Raw genomic sequence first — 17654 nt, 5'->3', positions numbered from 1 at the left:
CGGGTCAGACGAGCATCAGGTCGTCGCGGTGCACGACCTCGCGCTCGTACTCGGCGCCCAGCTCGGCGGCGAGCTCGTGCGTCGACCGTCCCAGCAGGGCGGGCAGCTCGGCGCTGTCGTAGTTGACGATGCCGCGCGCGATCACGACGTCGTCGGGCCCGACCATGTCGATCGGGTCGCCGGCGCTGAACGTGCCACCGACGCCCGTGATGCCCGCCGGCAGCAGCGACGCCTTGCGAAGCGTCAGCGCGCGGACCGCGCCGGCGTCGAGGTGCACGCGCCCCTTGGCCGTGCTGGCGTGCGCGAGCCACAGCAGACGGGTGGGACGTCGACGGCCCGTCGCGTGGAACGTCGTGCCGACCACCTCGCCGGAGAGCGCCGCGGCCGCGTTGGCGGCCGACGTGAGCAGCACCGGGATGCCCGCGCCGGTCGCGATGCGGGCGGCCTCGACCTTGGTGACCATGCCGCCGGTGCCGATCGCGGACGCGCTGGGCCGCACGATGTCGAGCGCCGCGAGGTCGGCCTCGCCGCGCACGTCGGGCACCAGGCTCGTGCCCTCGAGCGACGGGTCGCCGTCGTACAGGCCGTCGACGTCCGACAGCAGCACGAGGCGGTCGGCGTGCACCAGGTGCGACACCAGGGCGGCCAGCCGGTCGTTGTCGCCGAAGCGGATCTCGCTGGTCGCGACGGTGTCGTTCTCGTTGACGACCGGCACGACCCCGAGGTCGAGCAGGCGCGCGAACGTCTGGAACGCGTTGCGGTAGTGGCTGCGGCGCGTGACGTCGTCGGCCGTCAGCAGCACCTGTCCGACCACGAGACCGTGCTGCGAGAAGCGCTCGGCGTAGCGGGCGATCAGGGCGCCCTGGCCGACGCTGGCGGCGGCCTGCTGGGTCGCGAGGTCGCGGGGACGCCGCGACAGGCCGAGCGGCGCCAGCCCTGCGGCGATGGCTCCCGAGCTGACCAGGACGATCTCGTCACCGCGACCGCGAGCAGCCGCGAGGGCGTCGACCAGCGCATCGACGCGCTCGGCGTCGAGGCCGCCGCCGGCCGAGCTCAGCGACGACGACCCGACCTTGACGACGACGCGCGCCACTAGCGGACGTCCTCGCCCTCGCCGCCCTCGCGAGCGCCATCCTCCAGGTCGTCGGCGTCCTCGGGGAAGCTCCAGTCGGGCGGGCGGCTCTCGCCGCGCGCCTCGCGACGCTCGGCCTCGAAGGCCCGCTTGGCCGCGAGCTCCTCGCGTCGCTGCACGTTGGTGCGACGGTCGGACTGGTCGATGCGCAGGTCCTCGCCGCGGCGGCCCAGCACCTCGGCACCGGCCGTGATCTGCGGGTCGAAGTCGAACACCACGGCGTTGTCCTCGTCGCCGATGACGACGTCGTCGCCGGCCGTCGCGCCGAGCTTGAGCAGCTCGTCCTCGACGCCCAGCCGGTTGAGCCGGTCGGCCAGGAAGCCGACCGCCTCGTCGTTGGAGAAGTCGGTCTGGCGCACCCAGCGCTTGGGCTTCTCGCCGCGCACGACCCACTGGCCGTTGACCTGCGTGATCGTGAACTCGCGACCGACCCCGGCCTCGGCCTTGGGACGCAGGACGATGCGGGTGATCTCGGCGACGGGCGTCGCGGCGCGCCGCGAGGCGACGATCTCGGCCATCGCGAACGACAGCTCGCGCAGGCCGGCGTGGCTGGCCGCCGACACGTCGAAGACGTCGAGGCCGCGCGCCTCGAGCTCGTCGCGCACGAAGCCCGCGATCTCCTTGGCGTCCGGCACGTCGGTCTTGTTGAGCGCGACCAGCCGGGGACGGTCGAGCAGGTCGCTGCCGGTCGCCTCGGAGTAGGCCTTCAGCTCGGCCTCGATGACGTCGAGGTCGGTCAGCGGGTCGCGGCCGGGATCGACCGTCGCGCAGTCGATGACGTGCACCAGGGCGGCGCAGCGCTCGACGTGGCGCAGGAAGTCGTGGCCGAGGCCGCGTCCCTCGCTGGCACCCTCGATCAGGCCCGGGACGTCGGCGACCGTGAACGTCGTCGAGCCGGCCGTGACGACGCCGAGGTTGGGCGCCAGGGTCGTGAACGGGTAGTCGGCGATCTTGGGCCGGGCCCGCGACAGCGAGGCGATCAGGCTGGACTTGCCGGCGCTTGGGAACCCGATGAGGCCGATGTCGGCCACGACCTTGAGCTCCATCGTGATGGTCAGCTCGTCGCCGGGCTCACCCTTCAGGGCGAAGCCGGGGGCCTTGCGCTTGGACGAGGCCAGGGCCGAGTTGCCCAGGCCGCCACGCCCGCCCGCCGCGATGACGAGCTCGGTGCCGGGACCGATCAGGTCGGCCAGCACCTCGCCCGAGGAGTCCTTGAGCACCGTCCCGTCGGGGACGCGCAGCACGAGGTCCTCGCCGTTGCTGCCGCTGCGGTTGTTGCCCGCGCCCGGGGCACCGTTGGTGCCGCGGCGGTGGGGCTCGTGGTGGTAGTCGATGAGGGTCGTGACGTCGGCGCCGACCTGCAGGATGACGCTGCCGCCATTGCCGCCGTTGCCGCCGTCGGGGCCTCCGAGGGGCTTGAACTTCTCGCGGTGGACCGAGGCCACACCGTCGCCACCGGACCCGCCTGCGACGTGGAGCGTCACCTTGTCGACGAAGCTGGGGACAGCCATCGGCCGCTCCTTCCGTACGGGCCCGGGTGCGGGCGTGGATCGATGAGGGGAAAGCAGAGTGGGGCGGTCCGCAGCTGCGGACCGCCCCACCTCACTGGTTCTACTGCGTTCTACGGGTGTTGCTCCAGGCGTTACGCGACAGGAACGCCCGGGACGATGTTGACGACCTTGCGTCCACGACGACGGCCGAACTCGACCGCACCCGCCGACAGCGCGAAGAGCGTGTCGTCGCCGCCACGGCCCACGTTGGTGCCGGGGTGGAAGTGGGTGCCACGCTGGCGGACGATGATCTCGCCGGCGTTGACGAGCTGACCGCCGAAGCGCTTCACGCCGAGGCGCTGTGAGTTGGAGTCGCGGCCGTTCTTGGTGGAGGCTGCGCCCTTCTTGTGTGCCATGTGCTCAGTCCTCTACTTCTTGATCTCGGTGATCTTGACCTGGGTGTACTTCTGACGGTGACCCTGACGCTTCTTGTAGCCCGTCTTGTTCTTGTACTTCTGGATCACGATCTTGGGACCCTTCGTCAGGCCGAGGACCTCGGCCGTGACGGTGATCTTGGCCAGCGAGTCGGCGTCGGCCGTCACTGTGTCGCCGTCGACGAAGAGGACGGCGGGAAGCGCGACCGTCTCGCCCTCGGCCTGGACGACCTTGTCGATCTCGATGACGTCGCCGACAGCAACCTTCTGCTGGTTGCCGCCACTGCGCACGATTGCGTACACCACGGAATCCTCACTCATTTCAACTCTGGGGCACGGCCCACGACAAGCAGGACGCGCGAAGAACGGGGCGCTGGACGCACCGAAGGGACAGTTTACGTAGCCGGACCCTCGCGGGTCAAAACGGGGTCATCTCCCCCGTCGCCGCCACCAGCGAAAGGGAGCGGCTCGGCAGGTGCCGGAGGACCGGCCGGCTTGCTCGCCGCACCGCGCTTGCGCGCCGTACGCCGGATCGTGACGGGCTTCTCGGCCGGTTCGGCGCTCGCGGCCGCCGGGGCCTCGGACGTCGGGGACTCGACCGGTGCGGCCGGTGCTGTGTCAGGTGTCACAGGCGAGACGGCCTCGGCAGGGGTCGCCTCGGACGTCTGGGGAGCCGGTGCGACGGCGTCAGCGGCAGCCGGCGCAGCGGGAGTCGACGGCTGCGGCTTGGGCGTCTCGGACCTTGGAGTCTCGGACCTGGGGGCCTCGGCCTTGGGCTCGGGGGGCCGCGGCGCACCGCCCCGTCCTGCGCCGTTGCCCTGCTGGTTGCCGCCGTTGGAGCGCCCACCGTTGGCGTTGCCGCCGCCGCTGTTGTTGCCGTTGCCATTGTTGTTGCCGCTGTTGCCGCCGCGGCCACCACCGCCGCGCTGGCCCCGGCGGGGCTCGTCGCGCTTCGGCTCGACGGGGGCGTCCTGGATCAGGACGCCACGGCCGTGGCAGTGGTCGCACTCGTGGCTGAACGACTCGAGCAGGCCCGTGCCGATGCGCTTGCGCGTCATCTGCACCAGACCCAGCGAGGTGACCTCGGCGACCTGGTGACGCGTGCGGTCACGGCCCAGGCACTCGACGAGGCGTCGCAGCACGAGGTCGCGGTTGCTCTCGAGCACCATGTCGATGAAGTCGACGACGATGATGCCGCCGATGTCGCGCAGGCGCAGCTGGCGCACGACCTCCTCGGCGGCCTCGAGGTTGTTCTTGGTGACGGTCTCCTCGAGGTTGCCGCCCGAGCCGGTGTACTTGCCGGTGTTGACGTCGACGACCGTCATGGCCTCGGTGCGGTCGATGACCAGCGAGCCGCCGGACGGCAGGAACACCTTGCGGTCGAGCGCCTTGTGGATCTGCTCGTCGAGGCGGTACGACGTGAAGGCGTCGACCTCGGTGTCGTCCCAGCGCTTGACGCGATCGGTCAGGTCGGGCGCGACGTGGTCGATGTAGCCCTTGATCATGTCCCAGGCGTCGTCACCCTCGACGACGAGACCGTGGAAGTCCTCGTTGAACAGGTCGCGGACGACCTTGATCATCAGGTCGGGCTCGGAGTAGAGCAGCTCGGGGGCCTTGCCCGCGGCGACCTTGCCCTCGATGACCTCCCAGCGGGCCGACAGCGCCGTGACGTCGCGCGTCAGCTGGTCCTCCGTGGCGCCCTCGGCCGCCGTGCGCACGATGACGCCGGTGTTCTCGGGCAGCACCTCCTTCAGGAGGGTCTTGAGGCGCGCGCGCTCGTTCTCGGGCAGCTTGCGCGAGATGCCGCTGGTCTGTCCGCCGGGGACGAGCACCAGGAAGCGGCCGGGCAGGCTGACCTGGCTGGTCAGGCGGGCGCCCTTCTGGCCGATCGGGTCCTTGCTGACCTGCACCAGGATCGTCTGTCCGGGCGACAGGGCGTCCTCGATCTTGCGGGCCTTGCCGTTGCCGAGCGTGGTCCAGTCGACCTCGCCGGCGTAGAGCACGGCGTTGCGCCCGGCACCGATGTCGACGAACGCGGCCTCCATGCTCGGCAGCACGTTCTGCACCTTGCCGAGGTAGACGTTGCCGATGATCGAGACCTGCGACTCGCGCGCGACGTAGTGCTCGACGAGGACGTTGTCCTCGATGACCGCGATCTGCGTGTAGTCGTCGCGCTGGCGCACGACCATCTCGCGCTTGACCGACTCGCGGCGGGCCAGGAACTCGGCCTCCGACACGATCGGCGCACGACGACGTCCGGCCTCACGGCCCTCGCGGCGACGCTGCTTCTTGGCCTCGAGGCGGGTCGAGCCCTGCACGCCGGTGATCTCGTCCTCGGCGCTGCGACCGTTGCGGACCCGCACGACGGTGTTCTCGGGGTCGTCGGGCTGCACGTCGGCACCCTCGCCGGCGCGGGCACGACGGCGACGGCGGCGCGTGGGGCCGTTGCCGTCGTCGTCGGACTCGTCGGTCTGGTCGGCGTCGGCGTCGGACGACTCGTCGGTGTCGCTCTCGCCCTTGCGGCGGCGACGTCCGCCGCGGCTGCGGCGACGGCGACGGGGTGCGTCGGGATCGTCGTCGTCGGACTCGGCGTCGTCCTGCTCGTCGGTGTCGGTGTCCGTGTCGGCGGTCTCGGGTCGGGACCGACGGGCCGGGGCGAGGCCGGGCTCGGGGGCCTGGAACATCGCGGCGACCGCGGCCACGGGCGCGGCGGCCGCGGCGGTGTCCTCGAGCACCTCGGCGGGCTCGGCGTCGTCGTCCACGGTCTCGTCGACCGGGTCGGCGACGGGCTCGGGGGCCGACGCCTTCTTGGTGGCGCGGCGCGCGGGCGCCTTCTTCGCGGCCTTCTTGGCCGGCGCCTGGGCCGCCGGGGCGGCCTGCTCGTCGTCGACGGGCTCCGCGGCCGCGGGAGACTTCGCCGCCCTGGCCTTCGCGGGAGCCGCGACGGGAGCCGCGACGGGAGCCGCGAAGCTGACGGCCGCGGGCGGGCCCGCGGGACGCCCGGCCGCGCGGCGGCGCGTCTGCGGTGCGGGGCTGCTGCTGGCGGTGGTGCTGTCGGTCGGTGTCTCGTTCTCGTCGAGCATGCGCTCTCCTTCGCCCTGCGCCGATCGGGATCGGCCCCTGGCTCGTCTGCGGTCCGGCCTGCGGACCTGAAGTTCGGTCAACCCCTGCGCCACGCGCGGGGGTGTGACGGCGTCATCCGGTCTGTCACATCGACTCCCACACCTGCCGCCGCGGTCAGCACCCGATCAGGGCACGTCGCGGTCGAAGGCAAGTGGATCGCCCACCGAGCCGTCCCCCGCATCTAGAGGACCTTGGGCCAAGCGAGTCGCGATGGGCGTCTGCTCGAGCTCGAGGCCCCCGCTGGAACGGAGTCCGGCAAGAACGTCGTCTGGTCGTATCGACGGTGTGTCGTGTCGCACAACCACGTCCAGTATCGCACACGGTCCCGACGGGGTCTCGTCAGAACGCGCCACGAGGCGCAGCACGGCGGACCGGCAGTCGAGCGTGCGGAGCCCGCGCTTCATCATCCGCTCGATCAGGACCTCGTCGGCGGCGAGGAATCCCTCGACCGCCGACGCGGCGTGCTCGGCCGTCACGCCGGGCAGCGCGATCTGCCAGGCGCTGCCCTGCAGACGGTCGGCGAGCGCACCGGGGCGGGCCACGACGACGTCGACGATGTCGAGCCCCTCGGGCAGCGCGGCGTCGAGCAGGCCACGGACCTCGTCGGCGTCGCACGGGCGCGTCATGCCGATCTCGAGGTACTCGGCCTCGCTCGCCGCACCGGTCGGCGACGCGTTCGCATAGCTGATCTTGGGATGCGGGGTGAAGCCCGACGAGAAGCCGATCGGGATGCCCGCGCGGCGCACCGCCCGCTCGAAGGCACGGGCGAAGTCGCGGTGGCTCGTGAACCGCAGACGTCCGCGCTTGGCGTAGCGGATGCGCAGCTTCTGCACGATCGGCAGCTGCGGGTTCGGCGCTTCGGGATTGGGGGTTCCCTCGAGGGTCGTCACCCGTCGAGGTTACCCGCGGGCCGCCCGGGACAATGGACCGGTGACGACTCCCTCCCCCGCCCCCACCACCGGCGGACGGTGGCTCGTCGCGGCCGCCATCGTGCTGCTCGCCGCCAACCTGCGCGTCGCGGTCGGCAGCATCGGCGTCGTGCTGGGCAGCGTCCGCGACGACCTGGCGATGAGCGCGACGGTCGCCGGCGTGCTGACGACCCTGCCCGTCGTGTGCTTCGCGGTCTTCGGCGTCGGCACCGCCGGTCTCGTGCGGCGGGCCGGTCTGCACCGCGCCGCGGCCGCCGTGCTGGTGCTCGTCGCGGCGGGCATCGTCACGCGCTCGCTGGTCGACAGCACCGTCGTGTTCCTGCTGTGCAGCGTCGTGGCGCTGGCCGGCGCCGCGGTCGGCAACGTGATCCTGCCGCCGCTGGTCAAGGCGCACTTCCCCGACCGGATCCCGCTCGTCAGCTCGATGTACGGCGCGTCGCTGATGGCGGGCGCGTCGCTGGCATCGGCCGCGACGGTGCCCCTGTCGGACGCGCTCGGCGGATGGCGCCAGGGCGTCGGGGCGTGGGCCGTGCTGTCGGTCGTCGCGCTCGTGCCGTGGCTGCTGATGCTGCGGCGCGACGTCCACGGCTCGCCCGAGGCGCACGACCGGCTGCCGATGTCGGTCGTGCTGCGCTCGCGTCTGGTGTGGGCCATGGTGCTGCTGTTCGCGGCCCAGTCGGCCGCCGCCTACGCGCAGTTCGGCTGGTTCGCCGAGATCCTGACCGATGCGGGCATCTCGGACGGTTCGGCGGGGGCGCTGCTCGCGGTCGTCAGCGCCGTCGGCATCCCCCTGACGCTGTCGCTGCCGTGGCTCATGCGCCTGACGGGCGACACCCCCTACCTGCCGTGGGCGTTCGCCGCCGTGACGGCGATCGGCTGGCTCGGCGTGCTGGTCGCGCCCGCGACGACGCCGTGGGCGTGGGCCGTGCTGCTGGGGCTCGGCGGCGGCGCGTTCACGTGGTCGTTGACGATGATCGCGCGCCGCACCCGCACGACCGCCGGCACCGCCGCCCTGTCGGTCGCGACGCAGGGCTTCGGCTACCTGATCGCGGGCCTGGGGCCGTTCGGCGTCGGTGCGCTGCACGACGCGACGGGCTCGTGGACCGCGCCGCTGGTCTGCCTGATCGGGCTCGCCGCGGTCATCGCGGTGTGTGGCACGGTCGTGGCGCGGCCCGTGATGCTCGAGGACACCCTCGGGGCCCGGCGGGGCGACTGACCCCGCTGGAGCCTCAGCCGGCGACGGGGCGCGGTGCGCTGCCGGTCGTCCGACGCGCGCGACGGCCCTCGCGGGCCAGGTGCGCGATCAGGGCGAGGCGGTCTCCCCCGTGCTGCTCGATCGCGCGCTCGGCGGCGACCCGTCGGCGCTCGAGCGTCCTCGTGAGCTCGCGCTCCTGCTGCTGGACCTGGGCCTGGGCGGTGAATTCGGTGAACATGATGTCTCCTCTCGACATCACCCACACTCGTCGCTGAGGCACGCCCACCACATCGGGCGAATGCCCTGACCCGGCCGTCCACGGGCTACCTCAGACGTCGTGCCGCTACCTCAGACACGGCCGCCCCGGTCGCGCGGTTTCCCAGGTGAACTTGGGAAACCGCGGCCCGTCGCCGCTGGGAACGGGGTTCGCACGGGAACCGAGCACCTCACCCCTGTCGCAACCGGGGTGAGGTGCTCGGTTCAGGGGTCGGCCCCGGAGGCTTCCGGGGTTCACCTGGGAAACCCGCCGGCCCCTGAAGATTCCCAGGTGAACTTGGGAAACCGCGGCCGCGGCCGTCCGTCGCGCGGGTCAGACCACCGTGAGGGGCAGGAGGTTCTTGCCCGTGGGACCGATCTGGATCTCGAGGTCCATCTGCGGGCACACGCCGCAGTCGAAGCACGGCGTCCAGCGGCAGTCCTCGACCTCGAGGGCGCCCGACGGGTCGATCGCGTCCTGCCAGTCCTCCCACAGCCAGTCGCGGTCGAGGCCCGCGTCGAGGTGGTCCCACGGCAGGACCTCGGCGTACTCGCGCTCGCGGACGGTGTACCAGTCGAGGTCGACGGGCTCGTCGGCCAGCGCCTCCTCGGCCTGGGACGCCCAGCGGTCGTACGAGAAGTGCTCGCTCCAGCCGTCGAAGCGTCCGCCGTCGCGCCACACGGCCTCGATGATCCGGCCGACCCTGCGGTCTCCGCGCGACAGCAGTCCCTCGACGATGCCGGGCTTGCCGTCGTGGTACCGAAAGCCGATCGCCTTGCCGTACCGCTTGTCGGCCCGGACGAAGTCGCGCAGCTTCTGCAGGCGCGCGTCGGTCGTCTCGTGGTCGAGCTGCGACGCCCACTGGAACGGCGTGTGCGGCTTGGGCACGAAGCCGCCGATCGAGACGGTGCAGCGGATGTCGTGGCGACCGGACACCTCGCGACCGGTCTGGATGACGCGCTTGGCGAGCTCGCCGATCTGCATGACGTCCTCGTCGGTCTCGGTCGGCAGACCGCACATGAAGTACAGCTTGACCTGCCGCCAGCCGTGCGAGTACGCCGCCGCGACGGTCTGGATCAGGTCGTCCTCGGAGACCATCTTGTTGATGACCTTGCGCAGGCGGTCGCTGCCGCCCTCGGGCGCGAACGTCAGGCCCGAGCGGCGGCCGTTGCGGCTGAACTCGTTGGCCAGCGTGATGTTGAAGGCGTCGACGCGGGTCGACGGCAGCGACAGCGACGTGTTGGTGCCCTCGTACCGGTCGCCGAGCTGCTTGGCGACCTCGCCGATCTCGGTGTGGTCGGCGCTGCTCAGCGACAGCAGGCCGACCTCCTCGAAGCCCGTCTTGTCGAGCCCGTTCTGCACCATCTGGCCGATGCCCTCGATCGAGCGCTCGCGCACGGGCCGCGTGATCATGCCGGCCTGGCAGAAGCGGCAGCCGCGCGTGCACCCGCGGAAGATCTCGACGCTGAAGCGCTCGTGGACGGTCTCGGCCAGCGGCACCAGGGGGTTCTTGGGGTACGGCCAGGAGTCGAGGTCCATCAGCGTGTGCTTCGCGATGCGCCACGGGACGCCGGGACGGTTGGGCACGACGCGCTGGATGCGCCCGTCGGGCAGGTAGGCGACGTCGTAGAACTTGGGGACGTAGACGCCGCCCGACTTCGCCAGGCGCATCAGCACCTCGTCGCGACCGCCCGGGCGTCCCTCGTCCTTCCACTCGCGCACGACGGCGCTGATCGCCAGGACGATCTCCTCGCCGTCGCCCAGCACCGCGGCGTCGATGAAGTCGGCGATCGGCTCGGGGTTGAACGCCGAGTGCCCGCCCGCGATCACGATGGGGTCGTCGTCACCGCGGTCGACCGCGTGCAACGGCATGCCGGCGAGGTCGATCGCGGTCAGGAAGTTGGTGTAGCCGAGCTCGGTCGAGAACGAGATGCCCATCAGGTCGAAGGCCCTGACCGGACGGTGGGCGTCGACCGTGAACTGCGGGATGTCGTTCTCGCGCATGACCTTCTCCATGTCGGAGAAGACCGCGTAGGTGCGCTCGGCGAGGATCCAGTCGCGCTCGTTGAGCACCTCGTACAGGATCTGGACGCCCTGGTTGGGCAGGCCCACCTCGTAGGCGTCGGGATACATCAGCGCCCAGCGCACCTCGGCGTCGTCCCATGGCTTGCTCGTGGCGTTCAGCTCGCCCCCGACGTACTGGATCGGCTTGCCGACCGACGGCAGGAGGGGCTCCAGGCGGGGGAACAGCGACTCGACGGACATGACTCAAGGGTAGGCGCTCGACGCACCGCGACCGAAACCGTCCCGTCGACGTCTCGCTAGGGTGGGCGCCGTGAGACGACGCCAGCGCACGCCCCAGCCGTTCACGGTCCGCTACGTGCCGGTCGCGACCGACGGGTCGCTCGACCAGACGCTGACCATCACGAACAACACCGAGGTGTCGGTGCAGCCGACCCTCCGGTTCACGCCGCGCAGCATGTACGGCATGGAGCTGCCGCACGTCACGACGCTCGGCGTGAACGGCTCGCACCTCGGCCGCGCGCTCCTGCCCGCCGGAGGCACGCTGCGCGAGGTGCTGCGCTTCGACGGCCAGGGCTCGCGCCAGGTCAGGGGCGTCGACGTCGAGCTCGTGAGCGTCGAGGAGACCGACCACCCCGCGCTCGAGAACGACACCCGCACCGTCATGATCGACCTCGACCAGAAGGCGACCGACGACCCGACCGACTTCTGGGGCATCGGGATGGTCAACCCCAACGACTTCGGGGTCACGATGCGCGTGTCGCTGCTGCAGCTCGAGGAGCGCGACCGCGACAACCCGCGGCAGGTCGTCGACGTCGTGACGTTGCAGCAGGACGTCGACATGGCCTCGCAGTCCAACCACGTCGTGTGGCTGCCCGAGGACGTGCGCGGACAGTTCCACGAGGTCGTGCACTGCCTCGTGCCGCCGACGTTCGCGTAGCCGGCCGGGCCGGACGTCAGTCGGTCGACGTCACGTCGATCGCGCCCTCGGCGAAGTCGACCCGCACCTGGAAGCGCCCGCGGTGCATCACGATCCACGAGTCGTCGTCGGCGACCTCGACCCGGAAGTCGGTCAGCGACGGATCGGACAGCTCGGGGATCTCGCGCCGCAGCGCGATCAGCGAGCGGTGCAGCTCGAGGATGTCGGCGTGGTCCTCGTCGGCGAGCTCGGACCAGTCGAGCCTCGACCGCTCGAACGTCGCGACGTCCATGGGGTCGGGCACCTCGGACTCACCCCACCCGTGGCGTCCGAACTCCTTGCGGCGCCCGGTGCGGACGGCGTCGGCCAGGTCGGGGTCGGGGAACGAGGCGAAGAACTGCCACGGCGTCGACGCGGCCCACTCCTCGCCCATGAAGAGCATCGGCGTGTAGGGGCCGAGCAGGACGATCGCCGCCCCGCACGCGAGGAGCCCCGGCGAGACGGTCGCCGAGATGCGGTCGCCCGTCGCGCGGTTGCCGATCTGGTCGTGGTTCTGGACGTAGGCCAGGAAGGCCGTGCCGGGCAGGGCCGCGGTGTCGACGGGCCGCCCGTGCGAGCGCCCGCGGAACGACGACCACGTGCCGTCGTGGAAGAACGCGCCCCGCAGGGTCTTGGCGAGCGCGCCCCGGGCCGCGAAGTCGGCGTAGTAGCCGTCGGTCTCGCCCGTGAGGCGGACGTGGAGCGCGTGGTGCAGGTCGTCGGACCACTGGGCGTCCATGCCGAGGCCGTTGCGGTCGCGCGGGGTGACGGTGCGCGGGTCGTTCAGGTCGGACTCGGCGATCAGGGTCAGCGGACGTCCGAGGGTCTCGGCGAGCCTCTCGGTCTCGGCGGAGAGCTCCTCGAGGATCGGCAGGGCCCGGGAGTCGGCGAGCGCGTGGACGGCGTCGAGCCGCAGCCCGTCGACGTGGAAGTGCTCGAACCACGCCCTGGCGTTGTCGAGCACGTAGCGGCGGACCTCGTCCGATCCCGCGGCGTCGAGGTTGAGGCCCGGTCCCCAGTCGTTCTCGCCGGCGAAGTACGGCCCGAACCGGTCGAGGTAGGCGCCCGACGGGCCGAGGTGGTTGTAGACGACGTCGAGCACGACACCCAGGCCGCGGGCGTGGCACGCGTCGACGAAGCGCTTGAAGCCGTCGGGTCCGCCGTACGGCTCGTGCACGGCGCCCCACAGCACGCCGTCGTAGCCCCACCCGTGGGGGCCGTCGAACGAGTTGACGGGCAGCACCTCGACGAGGTCGATGCCCAGGTCGACGAGGTGGTCGAGCCGCTCGATCGCGGCGTCGAACGTCCCGCCGGGCGTGAACGTGCCGATGTGCAGCTCGTAGATCACCGACCGGGCGAGCGCGCGTCCGGCCCAGTCGCCGTCGGACCACTCGAACCGCGCGTGGTCGTACGTGCGGGACGCGGCGTGCACCCCGTCCGGCTGCCAGCTGGAGCGCGGATCGGGCAGCGGCGTCTCGTCGTCGCCGAGAAGGAATGCGTAGTCGGTGCCGTGCGGGCCGTCGACGTCCGACCACCACCAGCCGGCGCCACCCCGCCTCCAGGGCTCCATGTCGTGGACCGTGTCGCCGACCTTCAGACGCACTCGATCGAGGTCAGGACACCACACCGTGAACGTCATGCCCCGAGCCTAGGGGAGGACTCAGTACGTCACCTTCCGGGCGACCCAGTCGCCGCCGCAGCGCCCACGGTAGGCGACGGATCAGCCCCGCACGAGCAGCGCGACCGGGTAGCGGTCGAGGACGGACGCGAGCCGCGCCGACGACCCGTCGACCGTCTCGCCCGTCAGGGCGTCGGTCCACTCGCCGGCCGGCAGGGCGAGCGTCGTGTCGCGCCAGCCGCCGGACTCCCCCAGCCCGACGGGCAGACGGGTCGCGACGACGACGAGGTCGTCGCCTCGTCCGTACTCGACCGCGTGATCGGCGGCCGGCCCCTCGGCCCGCATCGGCCGGTAGCCCCGGAACAGCTCGGGACGGTCGCGACGCAGCGTCAGCACGCGGTGCACCAGCAGCAGCTTGGCGGCGCCCGTCTCGTCGACCGCCGGCACCTCGCCGTCGTCGAGACGCGCGAGGACCGTGCGGCGCAGCGCGTAGTCGACGGGGCGACGGTTGTCGGGGTCGACGAGCGAGAAGTCCCACAGCTCGGTGCCCTGGTAGACGTCGGGCACGCCGGGGGCGGTCAGCTGCAGCATCTTCTGGCTCAGCGCGTTGGTCCAGCCGGGTCCGGTGATGCGCTCGACGAAGGCGTCCACGTCGTCGCCGACCGCGGCACGCACGGCGGCGGGCCAGTCGCGGATGCTCTGCTCGAACTCCTCGTCGGGCTCGGTCCACGTCGTGCGGATCTTCGACTCGCGCGCCGCCTTGAGCAGGTAGTCGACCAGGCGCTCGTCGCTGATCGGGGCGGCGCCGACGAGCGTCTGCCACGCCAGCAGCTCGAGCGACGGCTCGCCGAGCCCGCACCGCGCCGACCACGTGCGGACGAGGTCGGCGAACTCGTCGGCGACCTCCGACAGCACCGCCATGCGGGCGCGGACGTCCTCGGACCGCTTGGTGTCGTGCGTCGTCAACGTCGTCATCGCGGCGGGCGATCCCCCGTCGCGCGCGGCGGCGAGACGGTGCAGCTCGTCGACGTCGATGCCGAAGCGGTCGGGCGAGCCGCCGACCTCGTTGAGGGCCGCGAAGCGCGTGTAGCGGTAGAACGTCGTGTCCTCGGTGCCCTTGGCCACGACCATGCCGGACGTCTGCTGGATGCGGGTCGCCAGCTCGCCGTCGGGCTCGCCCGTGACCTGGCGGTCGAGCGCGTCGAGCGCGTCGGCGAGGTCGGGACGCCGCTCGCGCGCCGTCGCGATCGAGCTGCGCCAGTGATCGGCCTCGTCGGGCAGGTACGACCGGTAGACGTCGAACGCGATCATGGTCTCGGCGACCGCGGCGCGGGCATCGGCCTCGTCGGCATCGACCAGGGCCGCGATGCGACGCACCTCGGCCACCAGGATCTCGTCGGTCACGAGCCGGCGCGCGTCCTGCTCGACCGCGGCGTAGTCGGTGTCCTGGCCCAGCTCGGCGGCCAGCGACGTCAGCGGCGCCTCGCCGGCCGGGTCGACCAGCACGCCGAAGATCTCGCCCAGCGCGTCGTAGCCCGTCGTGCCGTCGACGGGCCAGCTCTCGGGCAGGTCCTCCCCCGGGTGCAGGATCTTCTCGACGACGATCCACGCCCCGGGCGCGGCGTCGCGCAGCCAGCGCATGTAGCCCGTGGGGTCGGCCAGCCCGTCGGGGTGGTCGACGCGCAGGCCCGTCACGTCACCGTCCGCGACCCAGCGCAGGACCGCGGAGTGCACCATCTCGAAGACGTCGCGCTGCTCGACGCGCACGGCGGCCAGCGTCGTGATGTCGAAGAAGCGCCGGTAGTTCAGCTCGGTGTTGCCACGCCGCCAGTCGACCAGCTCGTAGGGCTGGCGGTCGTGGATCTCCTGTGGCGTGCCGTCGGTGTCGCCCGTGATCGGGAAGCGGTGATCGAAGTACACGAGCTCGTCGTCCTCGACCGTCAGCTCGTCGACGTCGTCGGCCGAGCCGAGGACCGGCACGAGGATGCGGTCGCGGCTCCAGTCGACGTCGAACCAGTGCGCGAACTGCGACGCCCGCCCCTTGGTCAGCAGGTCCCACCAGAACGGGTTGGCGGCGGGCACCTCGACCGACATGTGGTTCGGCACGATGTCGACGACGAGCCCCAGGCCCGCGGCTCGCACCGCGTCGGCCAGCGCGAGCCGCCCCTCCTCGCCACCGAGGGCGGGACGCGCGACCCGCGGGTCGGTCACGTCGTAGCCGTGCGTCGATCCCGGCGTGGCGTCGAGCACGGGCGACACGTACACGGCCCCCACCCCCAGCGCGTCGAGGTAGTCGACGACGTCACGGGCGTCGCCGAAGCCGAACTCCGGCCGCAGCTGCAGCCGGTACGTCGACGACGGCGTGGTCACGACGCGACCCTCTGCAGCACCACCAGCGACCGGGCCGGCAGGGTCAGCGTGCCGCCGGCCGGGACGACGTCGCCCATCGGCGTGGTGTGCACGGTGCCGGCGCAGCTGTCGACCACCAGGCCCCAGCCCGGGCCGTACTCCTCGCCGGGCACGGTCCACTCGATGTCCTCGAAGTGGGCGTTGAACGCCATCAGGAACGAGTCGTCGACGACCCGCTCGCCGCGGCGGTCGCGGTCGGCGATCGCCTCGCCGTTGAGGAACATCACGATCGACTTGCCGAAGCCGTCGTCCCAGTTCTGCTCCTGCATCTCCTCGCCCGCGGGCGTGAACCAGCCGATGTCGCCCAGGTTCTCCGCGCTGCGCTCGCCCTTGCGGATCGGCCGGCCCTCGAAGAAGCGACGGCGGCGGAACACGGGGTGCTGCTGGCGGAACGCCGCCAGCGCGCTCGTGAACTGCGTCATCTCGTGGTCGTCGGCCGCGCGCGACCAGTCGATCCACGCGACCTCGTTGTCCTGGCAGTACGCGTTGTTGTTGCCGCCCTGGCTGCGTCCGAGCTCGTCGCCGTGCAGGATCATCGGGACGCCCTGCGACAGCAGCAGCGTCGCCATGAGGTTGCGCCGCTGGCAGTCGCGCAGCGCGACGACCTCGGCGTCGTCGGTCGGCCCCTCGACGCCGCAGTTCCACGAGCGGTTGTCGTCGGCGCCGTCGTTGCCGTCCTCGCCGTTCTCGTCGTTGTGCTTCTCGTTGTACGCGACCAGGTCGGCCAGCGTGAAGCCGTCGTGCGCCGTGATGAAGTTGACCGACGCGTACGGGCGGCGGCCGTTGTCCTGGTACAGGTCGGACGAGCCGGTGATGCGCGAGGCGAACTCGCCCAGCGTCGAGGGCTCGCCGCGCCAGAAGTCGCGGACGACGTCGCGGTACTCGCCGTTCCACTCCGTCCACTGCGGGGGGAACCCGCCGACCTGGTAGCCGCCGGGGCCGACGTCCCACGGCTCGGCGATGAGCTTGACCTGGCTGACCACCGGGTCCTGCTGGACGAGCTCGAAGAAGGTCGCGAGCTTGTCGACGTCGTAGAACTCGCGCGCCAGCGTCGCGGCGAGGTCGAAGCGGAAGCCGTCGACGTGCATCTCGGTGACCCAGTAGCGCAGCGAGTCCATGATGAGCTGCAGCGCGTGCGGGTTGCCGACGTTGAGCGAGTTGCCGGTGCCGGTGTAGTCCATGTAGAACTGCTGGTCGTCCTCGACCAGGCGGTAGTACGACTGGTTGTCGATGCCCTTCATCGACAGCGTCGGCCCGAGGTGGTTGCCCTCGGCGGTGTGGTTGTAGACGACGTCGAGGATGACCTCGATGCCCGCCTCGTGCATCGCGCGCACCATGCCCTTGAACTCCTCGACCTGCGCGCCCGGACGCGACGTGTACGCGTCGTGCGGGGCGAAGAAGCCGATCGTGTTGTAGCCCCAGTAGTTCGTGAGGCCCTTCTCGACCAGGTAGTGATCGGTCACGAACTGGTGGACGGGCAGCAGCTCGAGCGCCGTCACGCCGAGACCCTGCAGGTGCTCGACGACCGACGGGTGGGCCAGGCCGGCGTACGTGCCGCGCAGCTCCTCGGGCACGTCGGGATGCGTCATGGTCAGGCCCTTGACGTGCGCCTCGTAGACGACCGACTCGTTGTAGGGCGTGCGGGGCAGGCGGTCGTTGGCCCAGTCGAAGAACGGGTTGGTGACCAGCGAGTACGGCACGTGGCCGGCGGAGTCGAGGTCGTTGCGCTCGTCGGGGTCATCGAACGAGTAGCCGAACAGCGAGTCGTCCCAGTCGACGCCGTGCGAGAAGGCCTTGGCGTAGGGGTCGATCAGCAGCTTGTTGGGGTTGCAGCGCAGGCCCTGCGCGGGCTCGTACGGGCCGTGGACGCGGTAGCCGTAGCGCTGGCCGGGGCCGATGCTCGGCAGGTAGCCGTGGTGGACGAAGCCGTCGACCTCCTCGAGGTGCACGCGGGTCTCGGTGCCGTCCTCGTCGAAGAGGCACAGCTCGACCTTGTCGGCGACCTCGGAGAACAGGGCGAAGTTGGTGCCGACGCCGTCGTACGTGGCACCCAACGGGTAGGCGCTGCCGGGCCAGGGGTGCAAGGGG

General features: G+C 71.6%; 13 protein-coding genes. 2 read left to right on the top strand and 11 right to left on the bottom strand.

Annotated features, from left to right (window positions below; translation table 11 throughout):
* Positions 1-4: 4 nt before the first annotated feature.
* The 6 genes from proB to IFT73_RS02315 all read right to left on the bottom strand — a co-directional run bounded on the left by proB (position 5) and on the right by IFT73_RS02315 (position 7069).
* A complete protein-coding gene (gene proB, locus IFT73_RS02340) occupies positions 5-1093 on the bottom strand; it encodes a glutamate 5-kinase (protein WP_192166216.1) in 1089 nt (362 codons plus the stop codon).
* A complete protein-coding gene (gene obgE, locus IFT73_RS02335; protein WP_192166215.1) occupies positions 1093-2643 on the bottom strand; it encodes a GTPase ObgE in 1551 nt (516 codons plus the stop codon). The genes proB and obgE overlap by 1 nt, the downstream gene beginning before the upstream one ends.
* Before the next feature lie 131 nt (positions 2644-2774).
* Positions 2775-3038, bottom strand: a complete 264-nt coding sequence (rpmA, locus tag IFT73_RS02330; protein WP_056607289.1) for a 50S ribosomal protein L27 — start codon at positions 3036-3038, stop codon at positions 2775-2777.
* A 12-nt stretch (positions 3039-3050) separates the two neighbouring features.
* Positions 3051-3359: a 50S ribosomal protein L21 gene (gene rplU / locus IFT73_RS02325; protein ID WP_056607287.1), complete on the bottom strand. Its 309-nt coding sequence runs from the start codon at positions 3357-3359 to the stop codon at positions 3051-3053.
* Between the two features lie 92 nt (positions 3360-3451).
* Entirely contained in the window at positions 3452-6139 is a 2688-nt protein-coding gene (locus IFT73_RS02320; protein WP_192166214.1) for an Rne/Rng family ribonuclease, read from the bottom strand.
* A gap of 165 nt (positions 6140-6304) precedes the next feature.
* Entirely contained in the window at positions 6305-7069 is a 765-nt protein-coding gene (locus tag IFT73_RS02315; protein ID WP_371811137.1) for a TIGR03936 family radical SAM-associated protein, read from the bottom strand.
* A 40-nt stretch (positions 7070-7109) separates the two neighbouring features.
* Between IFT73_RS02315 and IFT73_RS02310 the strand changes: the two genes are divergently transcribed.
* Complete coding sequence (locus IFT73_RS02310; RefSeq protein ID WP_192166213.1) at positions 7110-8324, top strand: MFS transporter; 1215 nt, start codon at positions 7110-7112, stop codon at positions 8322-8324.
* A gap of 13 nt (positions 8325-8337) precedes the next feature.
* On the opposite strand, the gene IFT73_RS02305 is transcribed toward IFT73_RS02310, so the two are convergent.
* Entirely contained in the window at positions 8338-8541 is a 204-nt protein-coding gene (locus IFT73_RS02305; RefSeq protein WP_192166212.1) for a hypothetical protein, read from the bottom strand.
* A gap of 351 nt (positions 8542-8892) precedes the next feature.
* Positions 8893-10824: a TIGR03960 family B12-binding radical SAM protein gene (locus IFT73_RS02300; protein WP_192166211.1), complete on the bottom strand. Its 1932-nt coding sequence runs from the start codon at positions 10822-10824 to the stop codon at positions 8893-8895.
* Positions 10825-10894: 70 nt separating this feature from the next.
* Between IFT73_RS02300 and IFT73_RS02295 the strand changes: the two genes are divergently transcribed.
* Positions 10895-11521 carry a hypothetical protein gene (locus tag IFT73_RS02295; protein WP_192166210.1) on the top strand — a complete coding sequence of 209 codons (627 nt, stop codon included), beginning with the start codon at positions 10895-10897 and terminating at the stop codon, positions 11519-11521.
* A 16-nt stretch (positions 11522-11537) separates the two neighbouring features.
* Here IFT73_RS02295 and treZ read toward each other — a convergent pair whose 3' ends face one another.
* The 3 genes from treZ to glgX form a co-directional block, all read right to left on the bottom strand.
* Positions 11538-13178 carry a malto-oligosyltrehalose trehalohydrolase gene (gene treZ / locus IFT73_RS02290; protein ID WP_192166209.1) on the bottom strand — a complete coding sequence of 547 codons (1641 nt, stop codon included), beginning with the start codon at positions 13176-13178 and terminating at the stop codon, positions 11538-11540.
* Between the two features lie 81 nt (positions 13179-13259).
* The gene (treY, locus tag IFT73_RS02285) at positions 13260-15527 is read right to left on the bottom strand and encodes a malto-oligosyltrehalose synthase (RefSeq protein WP_192166208.1); all 2268 of its coding nucleotides are present in this window, start codon (positions 15525-15527) and stop codon (positions 13260-13262) included.
* On the bottom strand, positions 15524-17650 hold the full coding sequence (gene glgX, locus IFT73_RS02280) for a glycogen debranching protein GlgX (RefSeq protein ID WP_192166207.1): 2127 nt from the start codon (positions 17648-17650) through the stop codon (positions 15524-15526). Before glgX ends, treY begins: the two co-directional genes overlap by 4 nt.
* Between the last annotated feature and the right edge of the window lie 4 nt (positions 17651-17654).

It is taken from the genome of Aeromicrobium sp. CFBP 8757 (assembly GCF_014841755.1).
GTDB lineage: Bacteria > Actinomycetota > Actinomycetes > Propionibacteriales > Nocardioidaceae > Aeromicrobium.
This window is presented reverse-complemented; position numbering and strand designations above follow the sequence as displayed.

Bases quoted from the DNA above. Each gene is read 5' to 3' on its own strand.
- IFT73_RS02320 (WP_192166214.1), bottom strand. From the start codon at position 6,139: ATGCTCGACGAGAACGAGACACCGACCGACAGCACCACCGCCAGCAGC.
- treZ (WP_192166209.1), bottom strand. From the start codon at position 13,178: ATGACGTTCACGGTGTGGTGTCCTGACCTCGATCGAGTGCGTCTGAAG.
- rpmA (WP_056607289.1), bottom strand. From the start codon at position 3,038: ATGGCACACAAGAAGGGCGCAGCCTCCACCAAGAACGGCCGCGACTCC.
- IFT73_RS02300 (WP_192166211.1), bottom strand. From the start codon at position 10,824: ATGTCCGTCGAGTCGCTGTTCCCCCGCCTGGAGCCCCTCCTGCCGTCG.
- IFT73_RS02305 (WP_192166212.1), bottom strand. From the start codon at position 8,541: ATGTTCACCGAATTCACCGCCCAGGCCCAGGTCCAGCAGCAGGAGCGC.
- obgE (WP_192166215.1), bottom strand. From the start codon at position 2,643: ATGGCTGTCCCCAGCTTCGTCGACAAGGTGACGCTCCACGTCGCAGGC.